Source organism: Asanoa sp. NPDC050611 (genome assembly GCF_040654855.1).
In the GTDB taxonomy this organism is placed as follows: domain Bacteria; phylum Actinomycetota; class Actinomycetes; order Mycobacteriales; family Micromonosporaceae; genus Asanoa.
This window is the reverse complement of sequence record NZ_JBFAIU010000691.1, coordinates 1-1,254: the sequence shown is the minus strand read 5'-3', so window position 1 is coordinate 1,254 and position 1,254 is coordinate 1. Positions and strand designations below refer to the sequence as shown.

General features: G+C 74.7%; 1 pseudogene. It reads left to right on the top strand.

Annotated features, from left to right (window positions below):
• A pseudogene (locus AB0H87_RS41870) lies at window positions 1-1,254 on the top strand (hypothetical protein); the annotation flags it as partial.

Below are 1,254 nucleotides of genomic sequence, written 5' to 3'. Positions count from 1 at the left end.
GGTGAACTGGTCGAGTACCCACACGCCCGACTGGCGCGAGCCGTTGCCCGACCGGCCGTTGCCGCCGAACGGTAGGTGGGCCTCCGCGCCCGACGAGACGCCCGGGATCGCGCCGTTGGACGCGGTGGTCGGCTCGGTCGGCGGGCACCACATCCTGCTCGTCCTCGACGGCTTCGAGCACGCCGTCGACGTGGCGCCGGTCGTCGCGGACCTGGTCGCGCGGACCGACCGCCTGGTGCTGTTGGTGACCAGCCGGGAGCCGCTGCACCTGCGCGGCGAGCACGTGTTCGAGGTGCCGACGATGGGCGTGCCGGACTGGTCCGAGAGCGCGGAGACCGCGAAACGCGCGGACGCGGTGCGGCTGTTCGCCGACCGGGCCGCCGCGGCGGGCGCGCACCTGACCCTGGACGACGCCACCGTGCGCACGATCGCCGGGATCTGCCGGCGGCTGGACGGCCTGCCGCTGGCGATCGAGCTGGCCGCCTCGCGGGCCCGCGTGCTGCCGCTCGACGAGCTGCTGGCGCGGCTGGAGCGCAGCTTCGACGCGCTGGGGGCGGGCGCCCGCGACCTGCCCTCGCGCCAGCGCACGCTCGACTCGACCATCGCCTGGAGCTACGACCTGCTCGACGACCCGGACCGGACGCTGTTCGCCCGGCTCGGCGTGTTCGCGGGCAGCTTCAGCCTGGCGGCCGCGGAGACGATCTGCGGTGGCGAGGTGTTCGACGGCGTGTCGTCCCTTGTGGACAAGGCGCTGTTGCGGCCGGACCACTCGGTGCACGGTGAGCCCCGGTTCTCGATGCTCCAGCTCGTGCGGGACTTCGCGCTCGCCCGACTCGCGGACGCCGGCGAGGCCGACCGGTTGCGGCAACGGCACGCCGGGTACTTCCGCCGGCTCGCGTTCGACGTCGGCGCGGCGCTGGACCGCAACGAACAGGTCCGGCCGCTGGTCCGGACCTGCGTCGCCGACCAGGACAACTGCGCCGCGGCGCTGCGGTGGTTCGTCGCGCGGGGTGACGTCGACTCCGCGGTGCGGATGGGGCTGGCGATCTGGCCGCTGCTGTTCGACCAGGGGCTCTCCGGTGAGGTCCAGCACGCGATGGAGCGGGCGCTCGCGCCGGGCGCGGCGCTGACCGACGACAACCGGGCGTACGCCCGGCTCGTGCTCGGCATGCTGGGGCTGCCCGCGATTGCAGGGCAGCAGGGGATCCCGGCCGGGCAACGTGCCGCCGCTCCCTACCGCGGCGGTGGTCTCAC